Below are 17,311 nucleotides of genomic sequence, written 5' to 3'. Positions count from 1 at the left end.
GCCGGTTTGGAGGTGCCGGTTGATGTGCCCTCGCCCCTTGTGGGAGAGGGCTGCTCCACTGTTAGCGACGGACGCTACCTCCCCCACCGATCCTGCCAGATCTTTTCCCCGATCATGCAGCTCACGCGCGGCTCCTTTTCGGCCACCGGCACGATCTTGCGCTCCGGCGTACGGCCGGCGACTTCCATCAGGAGCTTGGTGCGGATCGCTTCGTTGAACTTCTCGCGCTCCTTGATCGTCACCACGAAGGAGCCCGGACCGCCGATCACGCAGTCCTCGTAATACTGATCGAGATTGTCGATATCCATGGTGGAATAGGACGGCTCCTTCACCATGATCGGGAGGCCGTTGATGACGATGCCCTTCTCCAGCGCCGCGTCGCGCGCGGTCGAGACCGGCGCGCCGTTATTGTTGGGGCCGTCGCCGGAAATGTCGATCACGCGCCTGAGGCCGCGATACGGATCTTCGTCGAACAGCGGCACCGCGAAATTGATCGCACCCGAGATCGAGGTCCGCGACGCCCGGCGGATCGGCGTCTTCATGATCTCGGCGGCAACAGCGTCGGCCGTTTCGGGGCCGTCGATCAGCCGCCAGGGAATGATGATCTTCTGATCAGAGGAAGCGGCCCATTCGAAATAGGTCACCGAGATCTTGCCGTTCGGACCGGCCTTGAGTGCCTGCAGGAACTCCTTCGATACGATTGCCTGCGCGTAGCCCTCGCGCTGGATCGCGAGTTCGTCCATGTCCATGGAATAGGAGACGTCGACGGCAAGTATCAGTTCGACATCGACGGTGGGGTTCGCGTCCTTCTCCACCACCTGGCGGGTGCCCTGGTTGCCCGGCCCCGGCGCGGCGATGCCAGCCCCGTCGCCGCCGACGAGCCAGCCTGCGACAAGCACAACCCCGATCGAGACATACCAGCGCATGAGCTGCCCTCCCGTCGAACGTCAACAATGGTGACACGCAAACTGCGCGGCGCAAAGGGCGAACATCATTTGTCCTTCACATTCAGGTTAGCCTTCCGTCCAGCTCTGCTAGCCTCGCCTTGTACTCGCCGCGATTTTGGCGAGGTTTTGTCGCTTGCCCGCGATTATCCCGCTCCTGCAAGGAGCCCGTGCAAAAACCCCCGGTTCCGGGATCGCCAGGAAGGCGGTATTATTTTCGGTTCGCAGAGCAGCAGGAAGTGCCGCACCATGAGCGACACCGTCACCACCCCCAAAACCAAGGTCAAGACCAAGGTAGAACGGCCGCGCCTGCACAAGGTCATCCTGATCAACGACGATTACACGCCGCGCGAATTCGTCGTCACCGTGCTGAAGGCGGAATTCCGCATGACCGAGGACCAGGCCTACAAGGTGATGCTCACCGCACACCAGCGCGGCGTCTGCGTGGTTGCGGTCTTCACCAAGGACGTCGCCGAGACAAAGGCGACCCGCGCCACTGACGCCGGCCGCGCCAAGGGCTATCCGCTGCTGTTTACGACCGAGCCGGAGGAATAAGCCGCGACGAGACCCGAAAGGTTCTGGTAACCGGATTTCCTGCCAATTTTAGCTGCCGGCGCGACCGACGGTTCAGTTTTTGCCGGCATGATCGCGTTCATGACGGTCGCATTCCGCAAGCAACGGCAGGCCTCCCTTCCGGACATCTCGTTCGGGCCGTATCGATTTGTTATTCTCGCGCTGCCATGGCTGATACTGGCCGCGGCGATGCGGGTCATTGCCTTCGGCGGCGGCGGAGTTGCTCTGCCTGCAATCATCATCGCCAACCTTGCCGTCATTCACGCCGTTCTCGTAGCAGCTCAACGCTGCATCGAGATGACCGGTGGCCAAAGCAGCCTCGGCGAGCTTGGGATCGCGGAGCAATTCAAATTGTCGCTCGCGATCGCGTGTCGGATAGCGCTGTTGATGATCGCGGCAGCAGCCGCGCTTGCGGCGGCCGGCTACGGATCCCTGGCGCCCCATATGCTGGCGGGAATCGACGGCATGGCCTTCGATCAGTTCACCGTCATGGGAAAATTCTGGAGCGCCGCAGTCGGCGCCGTGACACTTCTGATGGTTGTGGGTGCCGAGCAAAACGGCGGTCGGGTGGCATTCTTCGAAGCCGCTGGCGAGCTTGCAAGGCGGTGGTTCTGGCTGGGGGCCGCCGTGATAGCTCTTGGGGTGGTCAATCTAGGTCTGAGCTTTGGCCAGGGCTTGGTCCGCAGTGCGATTGTGGTTTTCTGGCAGACCTCCACGTCCAGTCAGCTCGTCAAGAATCTCGTCTATTTCGTATTCATCTTCAGCTTCGCAATGCTGCGGTTGTGGGCGACACTGTTGATCCTGACCTACGGCCTGAAGCAGTCCTATGTCCACGACTAGGCGTCGCCGCGGAATTCAGCTGGCAGACGTTTCGCCCATCAGGCCATAGACGCGCTGGGCCTTGGAAAAACCTGCGATCGGAAATTCGCCGAGATCATCCCAGCCGCCGCGGCAGATGCCGGCAAAGCCTTCGGAGGCCACGACCGTGCGGCCAAGTCGGCCGGCGATCTTCTCCAGTCGCGCGGCAAGATTCACCGCTCGGCCGATGCAGGTGAAGTCGAGCCGGTTGCCGCCGCCGATATTGCCATAGAGAATTGTTCCGACGTGCAGCGCAACGCCGAAACGGAAACGCTCGACGACGTCGCCGACCGGATACCGCAGTGCCTCGACGCTGGCCCGCATGTCCTGCGCGGCTTCCAACACGTGCGAACAGACCTGTTGCGCATCCCCGACATACTCATCGATCGGAAAAACCGCGAGCAGTCCATCGCCCATGTATTTCAGCACCTCGCCATCATGGGCACGGATCGAGGCAACCTGGCAGTCGAAATAGCGGTTGAGCATGTCGACGACGGTTTCGGCGGGAAGCCGGTCCGATAATGCGGTGAAGCCACGCAAGTCCGACAGCCAGATCGCCGCATGCATGGTCTCGCCGTGCCCGCGCCGGATCTGGCCGTCGAGGATGCGCGTGCCCGCGCGGTTGCCGACATAGGTGTCGAGCAAGGTCGCGGCGACGCGGCGAAGGCCGATCACCTCGATCAGACGCGTCAGCGCCGGCAGCACCGATCGCAGTGCGGCGAGTTGCTCGTCGGTGAAACCGCCCGCCTGCTTGGTGGTCCAACTGGAGGCATGCGTAAAGCCATCGATGAAGCGTAGCGGTATGGCCACATAGTCGGTCACGCCTTCCGCGCGCATGTCGTCGAGGAAGGGAAATCGCCGGCTTTCGGGATCGTCGGTGCGGCACCGCACCTCCCTGACCTCGCCAAAAACGACCGCAAGCGGGCTTGCGATGAACTCCGGCGTTTGCCTGATGTCGAAATCAACCGAGCCGACGACGACGGGCTCGCCGGGCTTCCAGATGAAATTGCGCCCGTAGATTTCGGGGTGCAGCGTCCGGATGAAGAAGCCGACCCGCCACAGCGGGATGCCGGCCGCGACCAGGCGCCCGCACAGTTCGGAGACCATGTCGGTGACAACAGGGGTCGACCTTGCGCCGTCGATCAGCCAGTCCGCGATCCCCCTGGTGTCGATCTGCATCACGGCCTCTGTGCTGTCAGATTCTATCCAACCTGTCCCCGGTGCCGCAGGAAATGATCGGCGAGCACGCAGGCCATCATCGCCTCGCCCACCGGCACGGCGCGAATGCCGACGCAGGGGTCGTGGCGGCCCTTGGTCATGATATCGGTCTCGGCGCCGCTGCGGTCCACGGTCAGCCGCGGCGACAGGATCGAGGAGGTCGGCTTCACGGCGAAGCGCACCACCACCGGCTGGCCGGTGGAGATGCCGCCCAGGATGCCGCCGGCGTTGTTGGACAGGAAACGCACGCCGTCATTGCCGGTGCGCATCTCGTCGGCGTTCTCCTCGCCCGACAATTCGGCCGCGCCGAACCCGGCGCCGATCTCGACACCCTTCACTGCATTGATGCTCATCATCGCAGCCGCCAACTCGCTATCGAGCTTGGCGTAGATCGGCGCACCGAGCCCGGGCGGCACGCCCTCGGCCACGACTTCGATCACCGCGCCGATCGAGGAGCCCTTCTTCCTGATGCCATCGAGATAATCTTCGAAGAACGCCGCTTTGTCCTGGTCCGGGCAGAAGAACGGATTGCGGCCAATCTCGTCCCAATCCCACTTGTCGCGATCGATCTTGTGGGGGCCCATCTGCACCAGCGCGCCGCGGATCTTGATCTCCGGCAGGACCTTTCGCGCGATCGCGCCGGCAGCGACCCGGGTCGCGGTCTCACGCGCAGAGGAGCGGCCGCCGCCGCGATAATCGCGCAGGCCATATTTGGCCTCATAGGTGAAGTCGGCATGGCCCGGGCGGAACTTGTCCTTGATCTCGGAATAGTCCTTCGAGCGCTGGTCGGTGTTCTCGATCAGGAGGCTGATCGGCGTGCCCGTCGTCACCTGCACGCCGGTCTCCGGATGCGCCATCACGCCGGACAGGATCTTCACCGCATCCGGCTCCTGGCGCTGGGTGGTGAAGCGGGACTGGCCCGGCCGGCGGCGGTCGAGATCGTGCTGGATCTCCTCGACCGTCAGCGGGATCAGCGGCGGACAGCCATCGACCACGCAGCCGATCGCCACCCCATGGCTCTCGCCGAAGGTCGTGACCCGAAACAAATGGCCGAAGGTGTTGTGGGACATTCGGTGATCGCCGCCTTGTGCGTTGTAATGCAACGTTGACTGTCAGCATGTCGTAACGCGCGCAGTCGACAGCGTCAAACTTCGGTCGTCATGCCCGGGCTTGTCCCGGGCATCCACGCGCTTCATTCCGCGCCGCCAAGCCGTGGATGGCCGGGACAAGCCCGGCCATGACGGCGGAGCGCGGTTCTTAACTATACTTCACCAGCCCGCCGTCGCGAAACAGGTAGACGGCGCCCTGCTCGATGTAGAGGTCCGCGGCGCTATCAGGGGTTTCGATCCCGAGCGACACCATCAGGGCGCGGCAGGTGCCGCCATGCGCCACGGCGACGGTGTCGCCCGGGAGCGAGTCGTACCACTCGCGCACCCGCAGCTGCACCAAGGCGTAGGTCTCGCCGCCCTCCGGCGCCATCGTCCATTTTGCGGTCTGGCGCTTGGCGTAGAGCTCGGGATCGGCGAGTTGCATCTCCGCCAGCGTCGAGCCTTCCCAGACGCCGTAGCCGATCTCGCGCAACCGGTCGTCGAGCGAATAGTCGCCAGGCGGCAATTCCAGCGCGCGACGCGCCAGCTCCATGGTCTGGCGCGCCCGTCCGAGCGGGCTCGAGACGTAGGGCAGCGTTGCCCTGTCATATCCGTCGCGCCTGAGAAGGTCGGCGAGCACATGGCCGGCATGGGACGCTTGCGCGCGCCCACGATCGTTCAGCGGAATATCCAGGGTGCCTTGAAGCCGGCCTTCCGCGTTCCATGCCGTCTCGCCATGGCGGATGTAGTAGATTGTTGGCATTGCTATCGACGCAGCAGCTATTCCTTGGCGAGCGAAATGTCAGGCGCATCGGGACGCTTCATGCCGACAATGTGATAGCCGGAATCGACGTGATGCACCTCGCCGGTGACACCGCGGGAAAGATCGGACAACAGATAAAGCGCGCTGTCGCCGACCTCCTCGATCGTGACCGTGCGCCGCATTGGAGCGTTGTACTCGTTCCACTTCAGAATGTAGCGGAAATCGCCGATGCCGGAGGCCGCGAGCGTCTTGATCGGACCAGCCGAGATCGCGTTGACGCGGATGTTCTTCTCGCCGAGATCGGCGGCCAGATAGCGCACGCTCGCTTCCAGCGCCGCTTTCGCGACGCCCATCACGTTGTAATGCGGCATCCACTTCTCGGCGCCATAATAGGTCAGCGTGATGATCGAGCCGCCGTCGGTCATCAGCTTCTCGGCCCGCTGCGCGATCGCGGTCAGCGAGTAGCAGCTGATCAGCATGGACTTGGAGAAATTCTCCGCCGTGGTCTCGATGTAGCGGCCATCGAGCTGGTCCTTGTCGGAGAAGGCGATCGCATGCACGACGAAGTCGATCTTGCCCCACTTCTCCCTGATGACGTCGAACACCGCATCGATCGTCGCGGCGTCGGTGACGTCGCAATGGCCGAGCAGAAGCGCGTTCAATTCCTTCGCCAAGGGCTCGACCCGCTTCTTCAGGGCATCGCCCTGCCAGGTGAGCGCGATCTCGGCGCCGGCGTCGTGGCAGGCTTTGGCGATCCCCCAGGCGATCGAGCGGTTGTTGGCAACGCCAAGGATCACGCCGCGCTTGCCCTGCATCAGACCCGATTTCTGTGCCATCCGCTGTCCATTCTCGCGTTGCATTTGGTATTCGGAGGTACACCAGCGCTCCACCGCGGTACAGTCCAAATCCGCCTCCTGTTAACGCTGATTTGGCCCCGTCGCGATCGACGGAATAGTCGTGTCATTTGGGTGTTATGTTAGGCAAGGCGTCCGAGCTGAAGCAGGATGAAGATCCGGTGTCATGACCGCGTTCCGGCAGAGTGTTGAAGCCATGATCCCGGCGCTGCGCCGTTACGCGCGGGCGCTGGCGCGCGATGCCGATATCGCCGACGATTTGGTGCAGGACACCTTGGTGCGGGCGCTGCGTTCCGAGCGGCTGTTCCTCGGCGGCGACGTGCGGAGCTGGCTCTATACGATCCTGACCAACCTCAACAAGAACCGCCGCCGCTCGCTGGCGCGGCGGCCGCAATTCATGCCGCTGCTGGACAACAATCCGGACGCCAGCGGCACCGAGGCCGAAGGCCGCGACATTGCGCGCGCGCTGGCGACGCTGGTGGAAGAGCAGCGCGCGGCGCTGCTTCTGGTGATGCTGGAAGGATTGAGTTACCGCGAAGTCGCCGACATCCAGGGCGTGCCGATCGGCACCGTGATGTCCCGGCTTGCCCGCGCTCGCGCCCACGTTAAAGCCTTCCTCGAAGGCGAACGGGCGACGACGCTGAGGCGGGTGAAATGATGGCAGGCGTTGTGCATAGCCATGACATCAGGTTGAGGCGATTTGGATTGTTGAGGATTAGACAGAGACGACTGCGATGACCAACCCCAGGATTCCCGTCACCGAGGACGAGCTGCACGCCTATGTCGACAACGAATTGCCGGCGGAGCGCCGCGGCGACGTCGAGGCGTGGCTGGCAGCGCACCCCGATGACGCCGAACGGGTGCGGTCGTGGCTCGCCATGGCCGACGTGCTGCACGCGCGCTACGATTCGGTCGCAGACGAGGCGGTGCCGAAGCGGCTCGAGATCGAGCAATTGGTGCGCCAGCCGCGCAAGCTGGTCTATGGCGCCATTGCGGCGGCGCTGGTGGCATTCATCGCCGGCGGCGGCGTCGGCTGGATCGCGCATGGCGCGGCGGCCAAGCCCTCGCCGCTGCAGAGCTTCACGCTCGATGCGATGGACGCGCACCGGCTCTATGTGGTCGAGGTCCGCCATCCGGTCGAGGTGCCCGGCGATGAGCGCGCCCATCTGCAGGCCTGGCTGACGAAGCGCTGCGGCTGGGACGTGCGCGCGCCGGAGCTGTCGGCGGCGGGATTGAAGCTGGTTGGTGGCCGGCTGCTGCCTGGCCCGACCGGGCGGCCGGCTTCTTTCCTGATGTATGAAAGCGCCTCCGGCGAGCGCTTCACGGTCTACGCCTCCAAGGCGCAGGCGGAGACCACGCAAATGCGTTACGCCACCCACGGCAATGAGGGCGCGCTGTTCTGGGCCGACCGCGGCGTCGGCTACGTCGTCTCAGGCGGCAGCGACCGCAACCGCCTGACCCAGATCGCGCAAGCCGTCTACGATCAGATGGAAAAGACCGGCGGTTGAGCCAGCACGATCGTCCCCGGCCACAACTGAGAAAAAAGGGCCACCTGCGACAGCAAGCGGCCCAAGTCTAGGGAGGAAACGCCCAAGGAGGGCTGCGACAGCGCAAGGCGCCGTCGCACGAGGTTATGTAGTTCGCGCACAGCGATTCGAAAGACCGGGCAATACCGGGTTTTGCGAAAACGCCCGCATTTCGCGGACGTTCGTGACGCAAGGGCCACACTTGCCCGATGTCCCAATTCCGTCATCGAAAATCTGGAATAAGGACATCGGCGCGTCTCAGAATCGCACCGGATGTTCCCGCGTTATCGCGCAGCGCTCGATCCGCCGATCAGCGCTCGCGGCCTCGATTGGGGTTTGGTATTGCGCTGGTCCCCCTCTCGAGGCCGCACCCTCAGCCAAGATCGCTGCGGGGATTGTAAGGATGTTGGTCGCGCCACTTCTGCATCAATGCTTCCAGCTCCGCATCGTTCCCATCAGGCAGGATGATGCGAGTGGTGACGTAGAGGTCGCCCGCGCCGCCCGACTTCGGCAGTCCCTTGCCCTTCAGCCGAAAGGTCCGCCCGCTCGAGGTGTTCTTGGGGATCGACAATTCGACCGCGCCGCCAAGCGTCGGCACGCGGACCTTGCCGCCCAGCACCGCCTCGTACAGCGTGATCGGCAGCTCGACCCTGAGATCGTTGCCGTCGACCTTGAAGAAGGAATGCGGCGCAATCGTCACGGTGATCAGGAGATCGCCCGGACGATGGCCGGGCGCCGTCTCGCCCTGCCCCTTCAGCCGGATCTGCTGGCCGGAGCTGACGCCGGCCGGAATCTTGACATTGAGTTCCTTGCCGGTCGGCAGGCGGACGCGCTTCTCGGCGCCGTTCACCGCTTCCTCCAGCGACACCGTCATGGCGACGCTCTGGTCGAGGTCGAGCCCGACGCCGCCAGTATCGAATTCAAACTGGGTGCCGCCGCCCCTGCGCGCACGCGCACCGGCGCCGAACATGCTGTTGAGGATGTCCTCGAAGCCGCCTGCACCGCCGCCTTCCATGCCGCCGCCAGAGCCGCTGCGGAACGTATAGGTTTCGAACCCGCCTGGACCGGCACGGCCGCGCGCATCGCCGCCGCCAAAGCCTCCGCCGGGGAAGCCCTGGAAACGCGGCTTGCCCTCGGCGTCGATCTCGCCGCGGTCAAATTGCTTGCGCTTCTCCTCGTCGCCAACGATCTCGTTGGCCGAGTTGATCTCGGCGAAACGCTCGGCAGCCTTTGGATCGTTCTTGTTGCTGTCGGGATGATGCTTCTTGGCGAGCTTGCGATAGGCGCTTTTGATCGCGGCAGCGCTGGCGCCCCGCGGCACCCCCAAGACCTCATAGGGGTCGCGCATCCGTCACGTCTCCTTCACGGGAAATCAGACCTGAAATTTTCGGGCTTGTCGCCCCACTTTGGTGTCATTTGGGGACGCCGTGGCATTTTTGCAACTGCTTTGGCGTTCAGGATTTCCAAGGTTTCAGACTATGGATCTCCCACCTCCCGCGTCCGGCCTTGCAGCCGGCACCCTGCAGCCAGCTCTCGGTCCGGCCGTTGACATAGCTTGCCAGGAAATCCCGGCAAGTCCGACCGTCCTCGGCGGCATAAGCCTGCGACAACGGCGTCACCGAGCCGCGCGCGCCGGTCTCGGGATTTTCCCAGGCCTGGCTGGAATCCTTGTCGCCCTTGGTCAGCACGTCGGAGGCGGCGTTGCGGGCAAAGGCAAGGTCGCTGTCGGTCGGCGCCGATGAGCTTACGTGGGGCGCGCCGAGCGACCCCGTCAAGTCCCTGTCGTCCAGCCGGGCAAAACTGTCGCCCCGCGACAGGGCGCAGCCGCCGGCCCCCAGGCCGATTAGAACCAATGTCATCACCGTCCCCGCCGGTCGGATCGCCGATAGGCCAACGCGTCCCCATGCCCTATATAAGGGCGTCCTATATAGGGCGAGTAACGCGCGCTCTGAGGCCGACGGACGCAACGCTGGACTCCTGACATGACAGACACGACCTCCATCAAACACCCTACACCGTTAACATCGGGTGATTTTACCGCTGCGGAAGAACCATTTGCGCTGTTCGCCGAATGGTTTGCCGAAGCAACCAAGTCCGAGCCGAACGATCCCAACGCGATGGCGCTCGCAACCGTCGATCCCGACGGGCTTCCGGACGTGCGGATGGTGCTGATGAAAGGCTATGACGCTGATGGCTTCGTGTTCTACAGCCACGTCGCCAGCGCCAAAGGCCGCGAACTCGCCGCAAATCCTAAGGCCGCTTTACTATTCCACTGGAAATCCTTGCGCCGGCAGGTGCGCATCCGCGGCAACGTGTCGCCGGTGAGCGACGCCGAGGCCGACGACTATTTCGCGACGCGCCCGAAGCAGGCGCAGCTTGGCGCCTGGGCCAGCAAGCAGTCGCAGCCGTTGGAGAGCCGTTTCGCCTTCGAGCAGGCGATCGCGAAGGTCGCCGCGAAATATGTGATCGGCGAGGTGCCGCGCCCTCAGGGGTGGAGCGGCTGGCGCATCAGCCCTGTCAGCATCGAGTTCTGGCACGACCGTCCCTACCGCCTGCACGACCGCATCGAATTCCGGCGCGAGAGCCCAGGCCAAGCCTGGACCAAAGTAAGGCTTTATCCGTAAGATTCAGACCGTCATGGCCGGGCTTGTCCCGGCCGTCCACGTCTCAGTTTCGAGCCAGTCCGAACACGTGGATGCCCGGCACGAGGCCGGCATGACGAAGAACGAGAGAACCGTCCAATGCCGAACCATTCCAACGCGCCGCGACGCACGCTGCTCCTGACCGGCGCCAGCCGCGGCATCGGCCATGCTACCGCGATCCGGTTTTCCTCGGCCGGCTGGCGCGTCATCACCTGCTCACGGCACGCCTTTCCGGAAGTTTGCCCCTGGGGCGCCGGACCCGAGGATCACATCGAGGTCGATTTCGGCGACCATGACGACACCGTGCGCGCAATCTCGGAAATCCGCAGGCGGCTGGAGAACGACGAACTGCACGCGCTCGTCAACAATGCGGCGATCTCGCCCAAGGGGCCGGGCGGCACGCGGCTCGGTACCATGGACACCGATATCGACACCTGGCTGCATGTCTTCCGCGTCAACTTCTTCGCGCCGATCATGCTGGCCCGCGGGCTGATCAACGAATTGAAGACCGCCAAGGGTGCGGTGGTGAACGTCACTTCGATCGCGGGCTCCCGCGTGCATCCTTTCGCGGGCGCGGCCTATGCCACCTCGAAAGCGGCGCTCGCGGCGCTGACGCGCGAGATGGCGTCCGATTTCGGCCGCGTCGGCGTCCGCGTCAACTCGATCGCGCCGGGCGAGATCGACACCTCGATCCTGTCGCCGGGCACCGAGAAGATCGTCGAGCAGCAGATCCCGATGCATCGCCTGGGCACTCCAGACGAAGTTGCCAAGATCATCTACGTCCTGTGCACGGAAACCAGTTCCTACGTGAACGGCGCCGAGATCCACATCAATGGTGGCCAGCACGTGTAGGACAGATTGCTGAGTTGACGGCTCTCTCCGGAGACGCTGTCGCCCGTGGAGACAACCCCTCATCCGGCGCTTCGCGCCACCTTCTCCCACAAGGGGAGAAGGGAAGAACGCCTTGCCGACGCCAGTTGATGTGCCCTCGCCCCTTGTGGGAGAGGGCAGCTCCGCCATCACCACGGGCTCATTCGGGTGAGGGTTCTCTCCACGTATACCGTCGCCTGTTCGCGGGCGAGCGACCACGGCTGCTATTTCCAATTTATCGGATCGTGCGTAACAAACGAGGAGCACGAAGCAATCCAGACCGTTTCCGCCGTCGACTTCTGGATTGCTTTGCCTGCACTCGTTAGCGGCCGTCCTGGCCGTCAATCCGCGTAGAACTTCCGCGGCTTCTCAACCACTCGCTGCGCGCTGGTGTTGTAGGCGCTCGAGCACTCGTCTTCGTTTTCGCCATCGAGCAGGGCTGCACCGCAGTGACGGCAGGTGCGCGGCGATAGCGCCTGCATCCTTCCAACCATGCGGTCCTGCTGATAGCGCGCGAAGTCGATGATGTTACGCCGTGGCGTTATGATCTTCTCAACCATTGCTGTCCTCCGGCTTGAGGCCGGGGGTTATCGCAGCAAAGTTTCGCTCAAACGTTCAGCGCAACACTCAAATTTTAGCGGAGGATTCGCGGAGGAATTGCGGCAGCCTTATTGCCGCGATCGCGACTGCGATGGAACTCGCGATCGTGCGCAGCAATGGAACTAGAGCCACTTCTTCAATTTGAAAAGGTAGTACGGCACGATCGCTGCAATCAGCATCATCACCAGCGCGATCGGATAGCCATGCGGCCAGTCGAGTTCCGGCATCGCCTTGAAGTTCATGCCGTAGATCGAGGCGATCAGCGTCGGCGGCATCAGCACCACGGCCATCACCGAGAACAGTTTGATGATGTTGTTCTGCTCGAGATTGACGACGCCGAGCATGGCGTCCAGCGTGAAGGTGATCTTGTTGGAGAGATAGGAGGCGTGGTCGGTCAGCGAGGCCACGTCGCGCTGCATGGTCTTGAGCTGCTCGCGCATGTCCTTGGACCACTTGACGCCTTCGATCACCGCCGACATGAAGGTGACGACGCGACCGATGGAGACCAGGCTTTCACGCACTTTCGAGGTCAGGTCGCCCTTGCGCCCGATCTCGATCAGGATCCGCGAATATTGCTTGGCATGGCCGTGCCGCTCGGCCTCCGGTTCGAAGATGTCGTGGGAGACCTGGTCGATATCGGCGCCGCAGCGCTCCAGAATGTCGGCGCAGCGGTCGATCACCGCATCGAGCAATTCCATCAGCACCATCTCGCCGTTGATGGTGGGCGCGCAGGACCGCCCAAGCTTGGCCTCGACCAGCGCGAACGGTTTCGGCTGGTCGTAGCGCACGGTCACCAGTCGATGGCCGGCCAGGATGAAGGTGACCGCCGTGGTGTGGGGCATGTCGGTGTCGGAATGGCACATCAGCGTCGCGGTCATGTAGCGCGCGCCGTTCTCGATATAGAGCCGGCTGGAAATCTCGATTTCCTGCATGTCCTCCCGGGTCGGCACCGCGATCCCGGCCAGCCGCTCCACGGCGCGGTCCTCCTCCGGCGTCGGCCTGACCATGTCGATCCAGACCGCATTCTCCGGCAAGGCCGCAACCTCGTCGGAAACGACCTTTTTCAGCGTGAAATCGGCAGGAACGAACACTGACAGCATCAGCAACTCCGGAACAGGGCACCGGCGCACCCAACAGGACTAAACGCGATTCTGGCAAGGGCTTCATGACCGGCGCATTAACCGCCTTTCCATATTTGCGGCGGCGAAATGGCGGCGGCGCGGCCCGGACTTGGCAACCGTTGCTGATCTGCACAGAAATCGGCCGCCGGATCGCAGGATTTGCGGCAAAAAAGCCACAGGACGGGTGCCGCGACGCGGGATAGGTCTCTAAACGCTGGGAATAGCGGCAGGTTTCGGCAATAATACGATCAAAGAGATGATGGAATCGTGGCGATTGGGGCGCATTTTCGCGCTGCGAGCGCAGATTTGCAACGGAAGTGTACCATGTCGTCGCTGAAAGTTACGCTGGGGATTGTGGCCGCCGGCCTGATGTTGTCGGGTTGCATGCAGGCCACAACCTACGAGGCCACCAACACCGCCAATTTCAAGCAGCGCGACAAGGACCTGCTGGCGAAGACCACCTACGCGAAAGTTCCGGTCGCCGAGCCGTTCCGCCGCGCCATTGTGGATTACCACCGCAAAGAGGCGCCGGGTTCCATCGTGGTCGATTCCGACAACCACTATCTTTACCTGGTGCAAAAGGACGGCAAGGCGATCCGCTACGGCATCACCGTCGGCGAAGAAGCCATGGCATGGTCCGGCATTGCCAAGGTCGGCAGCAAGACCGAGTGGCCGGCCTGGCACCCGACCCCCGGCGAAATCTCCAGGCTCGGCGTTCCGACCTATGTCGCGCCGGGACCCGACAACCCGATGGGCTCGCGCGCGCTTTATCTGTACTCCGGCGGCAAGGACACGCTGTTCCGCATCCACGGCACCAACCAGCCGGAATATATCGGCGCCTCGATCTCCTCGGGCTGCATCCGCATGACCAATGAGGACGTGATCGACCTTTATGACCGCGTCGGCGTCGGCACCGTCGTGGTCGTGCTGGAGCCGAAGCACGGCGACTCGCCATTCAATTCGAAGATGGCGCTGCAGGGCGGCGGCAGCAACGCCATGGTGCAATAGTTCGCTTGCGGAAGACGCGATCAATGGCGCCGGCTTTGCCGGCGCTTTTTTGTTGGCTGCGGGTTGGTCGCCGCAGGCTTTGACTCCGTAGCGTCGGAATCGCCGGCATCCGGCTTCGCATTTTTTGACTTCGTACTCTCCGACTTGGTGTCAGTCTTGGTGTCGCTCTTGGCGCCGGTCTTTGGCTCATCCTTGGCCGCGACCTCGCGCGACGGCGCTTCTTCGGGACGCTCGGCCGGCAACAGCGGCGCGACGGCCGGCAGCGGGTCCAAGACATCCCACTGGCAGATCCGGTAGTTGTTTCGCCGCTCCATCCGGTCGAGATGGATGTGGTCCTCATGGTAGCCGTCGGAGCCGGGCCCGAGCACGGTCGTGAAGCGGGTGCAGGCCGAGTGCAGCATGCTCTCGCGCAGATCGCGCGCCACGTTGCGGTCGGTGAGCGCGATCGTGCGGCCGTTCGCCAGCCTGAAGGCGCGGACATCGAGCGCATTGGCGCGGCCATGTTCGGAGAGCTGTGCACCGGCGACGCCGTTGCGGCCGCGGCACTGGAAGGAATCGAGATTGTCCAGGTCGCTGATGCTGCTGCCGAGCGCTGTAGCCAGCGGCGCGATGTCGGAGCGCACCCAGTCGGCGATCGCGGTAGCCATGGTGCAGCGGAGGATCGCCGCCGGCTTCACCGCAACCTTTCGCTTGTCGGGCAGCACGATCGCCTCCAGCCGCACCAGATCGTCGCCGCCGCAGCCGCCGGGACCATGGATATCGGGGACACTTGGCGCAATGGCAATCTCTTCCGTCAGCGCCTGCCGGCAGGCTGAGGGCTGCGGCGGAGCAGCCTGCTCGGCAACCTTGTCGTCGGGCGCCTTATCAGCGACTTTGCCGTGGTCAGCCGGCGGCGCCTTGTCGGCGGCTTTGCCATGATCGGCCGGACGGGCCTTTTCGGCGGCTGCAGGCGGCTCAGGCGGCTTTGCGGCAGGCGCCTCGGCCGGACGCGGCTTTGGCAATGGCACCATCACTGCCCGATGGACGGCGCGATGCGACCTTGGCCGGGGCGGCGCGAACAGGTCGGCGAAGGGAAACGGGACCGACCTGCGGGCCGCCAGGGCGGGTTCGGCCAGCATTCCGAGCAATATGGCTACGGCGGTAACCAGTGCCATTCCGGTGCGGCCAAACGCACCATAATTGGATTTTCGGCTTGCTTTCTCCGCGCTACAGTTCATGTCAATTTCATGATTGGACGGCTGGCTATACTGTCTGGCTGGCCGGTCATGCGAGAGAAAAACACTGAGGAGGGACGTGCGTATGCTTGGTTTGATGCAGGACTGGCCTTTGCTGTGCCACCGGATTATCGAACACGCAGCGAAGTATCACGGCACACAGGAGGTCGTGACGCGGTCGGTCGAAGGCCCGATCCATCGCACCACCTATGCGGAAATCCATGCGCGCGCGCTGAAGGTCTCGCAGAGCCTGGAGCGCGACGGCATCAAGCTCGGCGATCGTGTCGCCACCATCGCCTGGAATACTTGGCGCCATCTCGAAGTCTGGTATGGCATCATGGGTATCGGCGCGATCTGCCATACCGTCAACCCGCGCCTGTTTCCCGAACAGATCGCCTGGATCATCAACCACGCCCAGGACCGCGTGGTGATGACCGACCTCACCTTCGTGCCGGTGCTGGAGAAGATCGCCGACAAGCTTCCGAGCGTCGAGCGCTTTATCGTGCTGACCGACAAGGCGCACATGCCAGAGACCACGCTGAAGAACGCGGTCGCCTATGAGGACTGGATCGCGGCGTCCGACGGCAAGTTCCAGTGGAAGACGTTCGACGAGAACACCGCAGCGGCGATGTGCTACACGTCGGGCACCACGGGCGACCCCAAAGGCGTATTGTATTCGCACCGTTCCAACGTGCTGCATGCGCTCATGGCCAACAACAAGGATGCGCTGGGCACATCCGCGACCGATACAATGCTGCCGGTGGTGCCACTGTTCCATGCCAATAGCTGGGGCATCGCTTTTTCCGCGCCCTCGATGGGCACCAAGCTGGTGATGCCCGGGCCGAAGCTCGACGGCGCCTCGGTCTACGAATTGCTCGACACCGAGAAGGTGACGCACACCGCCGGCGTGCCGACAGTGTGGCTGATGCTGCTGCAGCACATGGCCGCCAACAACCTGAAGCTGCCGCACCTGCAGATGGTGATATGCGGCGGCTCGGCGATGCCGCGCTCGATGATCGAGGCTTTCCTCAACATGGGCGTGGAGCCGCGCCACGCCTGGGGCATGACCGAGATGAGCCCGATCGGCACGGTCGCGGCGCTGAAACCGCCCTTCGGAGAGCGCACCGGCGAAGAACGGCTCGACGTCCTGCAGACGCAGGGCTACCCGCCGTTCGGCGTCCAGATGAAGATCACTGACGATGCCGGCAAGGAGCTGCCGTGGGATGGCAAGACCTTCGGCCGGCTCAAGGTCTCGGGCCCGTCGATCGCCAAGGCCTATTTCCGCGTCGACAGCAGCATTCTCGACGAGGAAGGCTATTTCGACACCGGCGACGTCTCGACGATCGATGCGCACGGCTACATGCGGATCACCGATCGCTCCAAGGACGTGATCAAGTCGGGCGGCGAATGGATCTCGTCGATCGACCTGGAGAACCTCGCGGTCGGCCATCCGGCCGTGGCCGAGGCCGCCGTGATCGGCGTGTTCCATCCGAAGTGGGACGAGCGTCCGCTGCTGATCGTGCAGCTCAAGCAGGGCCAGCAGGCGACGCGCGAGGAGATCCTGAAGTTCATGGACGGCAAGATCGCGAAATGGTGGATGCCCGACGATGTCGTCTTCGTCGACGGCATTCCGCACACCGCGACCGGCAAGATCCTGAAGACCGCGCTGCGCGATCAGTTCAAGAGCTACAGCCTCCCGACCGCGGCGGCGTAACGAACCGGATCTCCGTCATGCCCGGGCTTGCCCCGGGCATCGACGTGACTTGGCGAGAGCCCGTAGAGCCTGAGAACCAATTCGGTTTTCGGGTAGACGGCATCCGAAGTAGCGGATGTTGAAGACCTCGACGGTGGAGCGGGGCGGGATTTGCGCGCCGCTATGGTTTGGCGCAGCTATGGGTTGGCGAGGCGATGTCCCTGCAGGATGTTGTTGGTGAGGGCGTACCAGAGCACGACGGCTCGGACCTTTTCGATGCCGCGCACCGTCAATTGCCTGAGGTCCCAGTTGCGCCAGCGGGCATGGATGCATTCGCAG

Annotated in this window: 18 protein-coding genes and 1 pseudogene; 8 read left to right on the top strand and 11 right to left on the bottom strand. The window is 63.6% G+C overall.

What is annotated here, in order from left to right; all coding sequences use genetic code 11:
- Window positions 1–74: 74 nt before the first annotated feature.
- Window positions 75–926 (bottom strand): DUF1194 domain-containing protein, encoded by an 852-nt coding sequence (locus tag YY7_RS0141410; protein WP_028168299.1) that lies wholly within the window; start codon window positions 924–926, stop codon window positions 75–77.
- 267 nt (window positions 927–1,193) lie between these two features.
- Between YY7_RS0141410 and clpS the strand changes: the two genes are divergently transcribed.
- Both clpS and YY7_RS0141400 read left to right on the top strand, forming a co-directional pair.
- Window positions 1,194–1,499, top strand: coding sequence for an ATP-dependent Clp protease adapter ClpS (gene clpS, locus YY7_RS0141405; protein ID WP_028168298.1), 306 nt, complete (start codon window positions 1,194–1,196; stop codon window positions 1,497–1,499).
- Window positions 1,500–1,586: 87 nt separating this feature from the next.
- Window positions 1,587–2,357: a hypothetical protein gene (locus tag YY7_RS0141400; RefSeq protein WP_245287595.1), complete on the top strand. Its 771-nt coding sequence runs from the start codon at window positions 1,587–1,589 to the stop codon at window positions 2,355–2,357.
- A gap of 15 nt (window positions 2,358–2,372) precedes the next feature.
- Here YY7_RS0141400 and YY7_RS0141395 read toward each other — a convergent pair whose 3' ends face one another.
- The 4 genes from YY7_RS0141395 to fabI form a co-directional block, all read right to left on the bottom strand.
- Window positions 2,373–3,554, bottom strand: coding sequence for an adenylate/guanylate cyclase domain-containing protein (locus tag YY7_RS0141395; protein WP_035692344.1), 1,182 nt, complete (start codon window positions 3,552–3,554; stop codon window positions 2,373–2,375).
- Window positions 3,555–3,577: 23 nt separating this feature from the next.
- Window positions 3,578–4,663, bottom strand: a complete 1,086-nt coding sequence (gene aroC / locus YY7_RS0141390; protein WP_028168295.1) for a chorismate synthase — start codon at window positions 4,661–4,663, stop codon at window positions 3,578–3,580.
- Window positions 4,664–4,850: 187 nt separating this feature from the next.
- Window positions 4,851–5,450, bottom strand: coding sequence for a histidine phosphatase family protein (locus tag YY7_RS0141385; protein WP_028168294.1), 600 nt, complete (start codon window positions 5,448–5,450; stop codon window positions 4,851–4,853).
- An 11-nt stretch (window positions 5,451–5,461) separates the two neighbouring features.
- On the bottom strand, window positions 5,462–6,280 hold the full coding sequence (fabI, locus tag YY7_RS0141380; protein WP_028168293.1) for an enoyl-ACP reductase FabI: 819 nt from the start codon (window positions 6,278–6,280) through the stop codon (window positions 5,462–5,464).
- A gap of 184 nt (window positions 6,281–6,464) precedes the next feature.
- On the opposite strand from fabI, the gene YY7_RS0141375 reads away from it, so the two are divergent.
- Window positions 6,465–6,956 (top strand): sigma-70 family RNA polymerase sigma factor, encoded by a 492-nt coding sequence (locus YY7_RS0141375; RefSeq protein WP_028168292.1) that lies wholly within the window; start codon window positions 6,465–6,467, stop codon window positions 6,954–6,956.
- A gap of 76 nt (window positions 6,957–7,032) precedes the next feature.
- Window positions 7,033–7,806 carry an anti-sigma factor family protein gene (locus YY7_RS0141370; protein ID WP_028168291.1) on the top strand — a complete coding sequence of 258 codons (774 nt, stop codon included), beginning with the start codon at window positions 7,033–7,035 and terminating at the stop codon, window positions 7,804–7,806.
- Window positions 7,807–8,197: 391 nt separating this feature from the next.
- On the opposite strand, the gene YY7_RS0141365 is transcribed toward YY7_RS0141370, so the two are convergent.
- Both YY7_RS0141365 and YY7_RS0141360 read right to left on the bottom strand, forming a co-directional pair.
- Window positions 8,198–9,172 carry a DnaJ C-terminal domain-containing protein gene (locus tag YY7_RS0141365; protein WP_028168290.1) on the bottom strand — a complete coding sequence of 325 codons (975 nt, stop codon included), beginning with the start codon at window positions 9,170–9,172 and terminating at the stop codon, window positions 8,198–8,200.
- A 106-nt stretch (window positions 9,173–9,278) separates the two neighbouring features.
- Window positions 9,279–9,683 (bottom strand): RT0821/Lpp0805 family surface protein, encoded by a 405-nt coding sequence (locus tag YY7_RS0141360; RefSeq protein ID WP_028168289.1) that lies wholly within the window; start codon window positions 9,681–9,683, stop codon window positions 9,279–9,281.
- A 123-nt stretch (window positions 9,684–9,806) separates the two neighbouring features.
- On the opposite strand from YY7_RS0141360, the gene pdxH reads away from it, so the two are divergent.
- On the top strand, window positions 9,807–10,448 hold the full coding sequence (gene pdxH / locus YY7_RS0141355) for a pyridoxamine 5'-phosphate oxidase (protein ID WP_028168288.1): 642 nt from the start codon (window positions 9,807–9,809) through the stop codon (window positions 10,446–10,448).
- A 117-nt stretch (window positions 10,449–10,565) separates the two neighbouring features.
- Window positions 10,566–11,318, top strand: coding sequence for an SDR family NAD(P)-dependent oxidoreductase (locus YY7_RS0141350; RefSeq protein WP_028168287.1), 753 nt, complete (start codon window positions 10,566–10,568; stop codon window positions 11,316–11,318).
- Between the two features lie 359 nt (window positions 11,319–11,677).
- On the opposite strand, the gene YY7_RS0141345 is transcribed toward YY7_RS0141350, so the two are convergent.
- Both YY7_RS0141345 and YY7_RS0141340 read right to left on the bottom strand, forming a co-directional pair.
- Window positions 11,678–11,896 (bottom strand): hypothetical protein, encoded by a 219-nt coding sequence (locus YY7_RS0141345; protein ID WP_028168286.1) that lies wholly within the window; start codon window positions 11,894–11,896, stop codon window positions 11,678–11,680.
- 162 nt (window positions 11,897–12,058) lie between these two features.
- Window positions 12,059–13,036: a magnesium transporter CorA family protein gene (locus tag YY7_RS0141340; RefSeq protein ID WP_028168285.1), complete on the bottom strand. Its 978-nt coding sequence runs from the start codon at window positions 13,034–13,036 to the stop codon at window positions 12,059–12,061.
- A gap of 345 nt (window positions 13,037–13,381) precedes the next feature.
- On the opposite strand from YY7_RS0141340, the gene YY7_RS0141335 reads away from it, so the two are divergent.
- The gene (locus YY7_RS0141335) at window positions 13,382–14,065 is read left to right on the top strand and encodes a L,D-transpeptidase (RefSeq protein ID WP_028168284.1); all 684 of its coding nucleotides are present in this window, start codon (window positions 13,382–13,384) and stop codon (window positions 14,063–14,065) included.
- Window positions 14,066–14,085: 20 nt separating this feature from the next.
- Here the strand turns inward: YY7_RS0141335 and YY7_RS0141330 are convergent, their stop codons facing one another.
- On the bottom strand, window positions 14,086–15,282 hold the full coding sequence (locus YY7_RS0141330; protein WP_028168283.1) for an extensin family protein: 1,197 nt from the start codon (window positions 15,280–15,282) through the stop codon (window positions 14,086–14,088).
- A gap of 82 nt (window positions 15,283–15,364) precedes the next feature.
- Between YY7_RS0141330 and YY7_RS0141325 the strand changes: the two genes are divergently transcribed.
- Window positions 15,365–16,993 (top strand): fatty-acid--CoA ligase, encoded by a 1,629-nt coding sequence (locus tag YY7_RS0141325; protein ID WP_028168282.1) that lies wholly within the window; start codon window positions 15,365–15,367, stop codon window positions 16,991–16,993.
- 176 nt (window positions 16,994–17,169) lie between these two features.
- Here YY7_RS0141325 and YY7_RS61125 read toward each other — a convergent pair.
- Window positions 17,170–17,311, bottom strand: a pseudogene (locus YY7_RS61125) (IS5/IS1182 family transposase); the annotation flags it as partial.

The organism is Bradyrhizobium elkanii WSM2783, assembly GCF_000472865.1.
Classification (GTDB): Bacteria; Pseudomonadota; Alphaproteobacteria; order Rhizobiales; family Xanthobacteraceae; genus Bradyrhizobium; species Bradyrhizobium elkanii_A.
This window is presented reverse-complemented; position numbering and strand designations above follow the sequence as displayed.

Coding starts and splice junctions, on each gene's coding strand:
- YY7_RS0141410 (WP_028168299.1), bottom strand. CDS start 926: ATGCGCTGGTATGTCTCGATCGGGGTTGTGCTTGTCGCAGGCTGGCTC.
- clpS (WP_028168298.1), top strand. CDS start 1,194: ATGAGCGACACCGTCACCACCCCCAAAACCAAGGTCAAGACCAAGGTA.
- YY7_RS0141400 (WP_245287595.1), top strand. CDS start 1,587: ATGATCGCGTTCATGACGGTCGCATTCCGCAAGCAACGGCAGGCCTCC.
- YY7_RS0141395 (WP_035692344.1), bottom strand. CDS start 3,554: ATGCAGATCGACACCAGGGGGATCGCGGACTGGCTGATCGACGGCGCA.
- aroC (WP_028168295.1), bottom strand. CDS start 4,663: ATGTCCCACAACACCTTCGGCCATTTGTTTCGGGTCACGACCTTCGGC.
- fabI (WP_028168293.1), bottom strand. CDS start 6,280: ATGGCACAGAAATCGGGTCTGATGCAGGGCAAGCGCGGCGTGATCCTT.
- YY7_RS0141375 (WP_028168292.1), top strand. CDS start 6,465: ATGACCGCGTTCCGGCAGAGTGTTGAAGCCATGATCCCGGCGCTGCGC.
- YY7_RS0141370 (WP_028168291.1), top strand. CDS start 7,033: ATGACCAACCCCAGGATTCCCGTCACCGAGGACGAGCTGCACGCCTAT.
- YY7_RS0141365 (WP_028168290.1), bottom strand. CDS start 9,172: ATGCGCGACCCCTATGAGGTCTTGGGGGTGCCGCGGGGCGCCAGCGCT.
- YY7_RS0141360 (WP_028168289.1), bottom strand. CDS start 9,683: ATGACATTGGTTCTAATCGGCCTGGGGGCCGGCGGCTGCGCCCTGTCG.
- pdxH (WP_028168288.1), top strand. CDS start 9,807: ATGACAGACACGACCTCCATCAAACACCCTACACCGTTAACATCGGGT.
- YY7_RS0141350 (WP_028168287.1), top strand. CDS start 10,566: ATGCCGAACCATTCCAACGCGCCGCGACGCACGCTGCTCCTGACCGGC.
- YY7_RS0141345 (WP_028168286.1), bottom strand. CDS start 11,896: ATGGTTGAGAAGATCATAACGCCACGGCGTAACATCATCGACTTCGCG.
- YY7_RS0141340 (WP_028168285.1), bottom strand. CDS start 13,036: ATGCTGTCAGTGTTCGTTCCTGCCGATTTCACGCTGAAAAAGGTCGTT.
- YY7_RS0141335 (WP_028168284.1), top strand. CDS start 13,382: ATGTCGTCGCTGAAAGTTACGCTGGGGATTGTGGCCGCCGGCCTGATG.
- YY7_RS0141330 (WP_028168283.1), bottom strand. CDS start 15,282: ATGAACTGTAGCGCGGAGAAAGCAAGCCGAAAATCCAATTATGGTGCG.
- YY7_RS0141325 (WP_028168282.1), top strand. CDS start 15,365: ATGCTTGGTTTGATGCAGGACTGGCCTTTGCTGTGCCACCGGATTATC.